The 4,515-nt window shown below is 40.2% G+C and carries 2 protein-coding genes; both read left to right on the plus strand.

Features of this window, described 5'->3' with window-relative positions:
* Positions 1–310: 310 nt before the first annotated feature.
* A complete protein-coding gene (locus ADH31_RS03580) occupies positions 311–1,294 on the plus strand; it encodes an acetylxylan esterase (protein WP_049509043.1) in 984 nt (327 codons plus the stop codon).
* A gap of 369 nt (positions 1,295–1,663) precedes the next feature.
* Positions 1,664–4,515: SIALI-17 repeat-containing surface protein (locus ADH31_RS03585; protein WP_049509044.1), on the plus strand; the 2,852-nt coding region annotated here is incomplete at its 3' end.

A 4,515-nucleotide genomic window follows, 5' to 3' on the forward strand; every position in this document is an offset into this window, starting at 1 on the left:
TCAAAGAGCAAACTAGGAAGCTAGCCGCAGGTTGCTCAAAGCACGGCTTTGAGGTTGCAGATAAAGCTGACCTAGTTTGGATTTGAGTATAAGCCTAGTCTTCAATGACTCTTGGAGGAGAGAGAAAAGAAGCTGTTATTCTTTGAAAGTGTATTGAATTTATACAGAATGGAATGGATAAAACTACTTTCAGATAAGCTTTTATGAATCTTCAAAATTAAAATCACTTTCTATTTAAAATATCAGTCTTGCATTGCCTTCCTTTATGTGCTAGAGTTATGGTAACGTTTACAAAATTAAGGAGGGTTTTATGAGAAATTCAGCACTAATAGAAGAAATGAAAACTTACAGAGGGCGAGATGAAGTTCCGCAAGACTTTGACGATTTTTGGGATGGGGAAATAGAGAAGGTTTCGGTCTTGCCAGATTACCAACTAGAAGAACGTGATTTTCATATTCCAAATGTGAAGTGTTATGAGCTAACTTTTAAGGGCACTCGGGAAGGTCTTGTTTATGCGCGTGTGGTCTTACCAAAATCTGAACATAAAGTACCAGTTATTTTTCACTTCCATGGCTATATGGGACGTTGTTGGGATTGGACAGATATGTTAGCCTTTACAGTCGCTGGTTATGGTGTCGTATCTATGGATGTCCGTGGTCAGTCTGGTTACTCACAAGATGGGTTACGTTCGCCACTCGGAAATACAGTTAAGGGCCAAATTATTCGTGGTGCAGTAGAAGGAAAAGAGCAACTCTTCTATAAGGATGTTTATCTTGATATTTATCAATTAGTTGAGATTGTCGCTAGCTTCCCACAAGTGGATGAAGGCCAATTAGCAAGCTATGGAGCTTCTCAAGGAGGAGCGCTGGCTCTAGTGGCTGCGGGGTTAAATCCACGTATCAAGCGTACAGTTGCTATTTATCCATTCTTATCAGACTTTAGACGAGTGCTAGAGATTGGAAATACCAGCGAAGCCTATGATGAGCTTTTTCGTTACTTTAAGTTCCATGATCCATTCCATGAGACAGAAGAGCAGATTATGAAAACACTTAGCTATATCGATGTAAAAAATCTTGCCCATCGTATTAAGGGGGAAGTTCGGATGATTACTGGACTTGATGACGATGTCTGCTATCCAATCACTCAGTTTGCTATTTACAACCGTTTGTCTTGTGAAAAGAGTTATCGTATCATGCCTGAATATGCTCATGAAGCCATGAATGTTCATGTCAATGATCAAGTTTACAATTGGTTGTGTGATAGTGAGATCCCCTTTACCTATCTTGGTCACTAAAAATTGAAAAAAAAGCTCTGTAGTTTCAAATGAACTACAGGCTTTTCTTTACGTGCCCCAGATAATGAGAAAGTAGTTTCAGGTGGTTTGAAACATCTAAATATCTTTGAAAGTAGAATCTATTATAGATTATAAAGTCTAAAATTTAGAATATTTATTATATAATATGGTTAAGATAAAAAGTGAAAGGAGTATAGCTAGTTGCGAATCTTTTAACATAGAGTTTATAAAAGTGCAACAGCATTTCATTTACAAAGAATGGCAATTCCATTCAATAATACAGTTTCTTATTTGCAGCTAGTCTGAGTGGCTAAAAATTTTAAGCAAAAAAGAAAGCGCTTTATTTTTTAAAATAACGGAAGGGAAAACATGAATCAGAGAGATTTTGATAGAAAACAGAGATATGGAATTCGGAAATTTGCAGTTGGAGCAGCTTCAGTAGTGATTGGAGCGGTTGTTTTTGGTGCTGCCCCTGCTTTGGCTCAAGAGGTACCATCAGCGAATGGTGAAACAGCGGGGCAATCTTTGCCAGAATTGCCTAAGGAAGTAGAGACAGGAAGTCTGACGAATCTCGATAAGGAGCTTGCAGGCCAAGTAACCACAGTAAATAATAGTGGAACAGAAGTGAGTCGTGAAGAGTTGCAAGCAAACCCAGGGTCTGAAAAACCAACAGAAACAGAAGCATCAAACGAAACTCCAGCTACAGAGAGTGAAGACGAGGAAGTTGGAAATATTCCCCGTGACTTTTATGCCAGAGAGTTGGAAAATGCCAATACTGTTATTGAAAAAGAGGATGTGGAAACCAATCCTTCAAATGGTCAAAGAGTTGACATGAAGGAGGAGCTAGACAAGCTTAAAAAACTTCAAAATGCGACCATCCATATGGAGTTCAAACCAGATGCATCTGCTCCACGTTTTTACAACCTCTTCTCAGTCTCTAGTGATACCAAAGTAAATGAGTATTTTACCATGGCTATCCTCGATAACACAGCTATCGTTGAAGGTCGTGATGCCAATGGAAACCAATTCTATGGTGATTATAAAACTGCTCCTTTGAAGATTAAGCCAGGTGAGTGGAACTCAGTAACCTTTACAGTTGAAAGACCAAATGCAGACCAACCAAAAGGTCAAGTTCGCGTCTATGTAAATGGTGTCTTGTCGCGAACAAGTCCTCAGTCTGGTCGTTTCATCCAAGACATGCCAGATGTTAATCATGTACAAATCGGTACAACAAAACGTACAGGCAAAAACTTCTGGGGTGCTAATCTTAAAGTCCGTAATCTAACGGTTTATGATCGTACTCTTACTCCAGAAGAAGTTAAAAAACGTAGCCAACTTTTTGAAAGAGGAGAGTTGGAGAAGAAACTTCCTGAAGGAGCAGAAGTTACTGATAAACTGGATGTTTTTGAAGGTGGTGAGAACCGCAAGCCGAATAAAGATGGTATCGCAAGCTATCGTATTCCAGCCTTGCTGAAAACGGATAAAGGAACCTTGATTGCTGGTGCAGATGAGAGACGCTTGCATCACTCTGACTGGGGCGATATCGGTATGGTTGTTCGTCGTAGTGATGATAAGGGTAAAACATGGGGAGATAGAATTGTCATCTCAAATCCTCGTGATAATGAGAATGCCAGAAGAGCTCATGCGGGATCACCAGTCAACATTGACATGGCCCTAGTCCAAGATCCGAAAACTAAGAGAATCTTCTCTATTTTTGATATGTTCGTAGAAGGTGAAGCTGTTAGAGATTTACCAGGAAAAGCACCACAAGCCTATGAGCAAATTGGAGATAAGGTTTATCAGGTTCTATACAAAAAAGGTGAAGCAGGACGTTATACAATCAGTGAAAATGGTGAAGTCTTTGACCCTGAAAATAGAAAGACAGAATACCGTGTTGTAGTTGATCCTAAGAAACCAGCTTATAGTGATAAGGGTGATCTTTACAAGGGTGAAGAACTGATTGGTAATGTCTACTTCGATTATAGCGACAAGAATATCTTTAGAGTTTCAAACACCAACTATCTCTGGATGTCTTATAGTGATGACGATGGAAAAACTTGGTCTGCACCAAAAGATATTACATACGGCATTCGTAAGGACTGGATGCACTTCTTAGGTACTGGACCTGGTACGGGTATTGCCTTGCACTCAGGACCTCACAAAGGGCGTCTGGTTATCCCTGCCTACACAACAAATAACGTATCCTACCTAAGTGGTTCTCAGTCTTCACGCGTCATTTACTCAGATGACCATGGTGAAACTTGGCACGCTGGTGAAGCTGTCAATGATAACCGCCCAGTAGGCAACCAAACAATTCACTCTTCAACGATGAATAATCCAGGTGCTCAAAATACTGAGTCAACTGTTGTGCAGTTGAATAATGGAGATCTCAAACTCTTCATGCGTGGATTGACAGGTGATCTTCAAGTAGCGACAAGTAAAGATGGCGGAGCGACTTGGGAAAAAGATGTAAAACGCTATTCAGATGTCAAAGACGTCTACGTTCAAATATCTGCCATTCATACGGTGCACGATGGTAAGGAATATATCATCCTCAGCAATGCAGGTGGACCAGGACGTTACAATGGTTTGGTACACTTAGCGCGTGTGGAAGCTAATGGAGATTTAACTTGGCTCAAGCACAATCCAATTCAAAGTGGCAAATTTGCCTATAACTCATTGCAAGATCTTGGAAATGGTGAATTTGGCTTGCTTTATGAGCATGCAACTGCCACTCAAAATGAATACACCTTATCTTATAAGAAATTCAACTGGGATTTCTTAAGCAAGGATAGAATTGCTCCAACAAAAGCAACTGTGAAAAATGCTGTGGAGATGAGCAAAAATGTCATTGCTCTAGAATTTGATTCTGAAGTATTGGTGAATCAACCACCAGTTCTTAAATTGGCAAATGGGAACTTTGCGACTTTCTTGACGCAATACGATACAAAAACATTGCTTTTCGCAGTTAACAAGGAAGATATTGGTCAAGAAATTACAGAAATCATTGATGGTGCAATTGAGAGCATGCATAATTTGCCTGTAAGTCTTGAAGGTGCAGGAGTCCCTGGTGGTAAAAATGGAGCAAAAGCAGAAATCCATGAAGTCCCAGAATTTACAGGTGCAGTCAATGGTGAAGAAGGTGCAGTTCATGAGGCTCCAGCCTTTGATGGTGGTGTCAACGGTGAGGAAGCCGCTGTTCATAATGTGCCAGCCTTTGA

The sequence above is a fragment of the Streptococcus pseudopneumoniae genome (genome assembly GCF_001072375.1).
Taxonomy (GTDB): Bacteria; Bacillota; Bacilli; order Lactobacillales; family Streptococcaceae; genus Streptococcus; species Streptococcus pseudopneumoniae_L.

Bases quoted from the DNA above. Each gene is read 5' to 3' on its own strand.
- ADH31_RS03580 (WP_049509043.1), top strand. From the start codon at position 311: ATGAGAAATTCAGCACTAATAGAAGAAATGAAAACTTACAGAGGGCGA.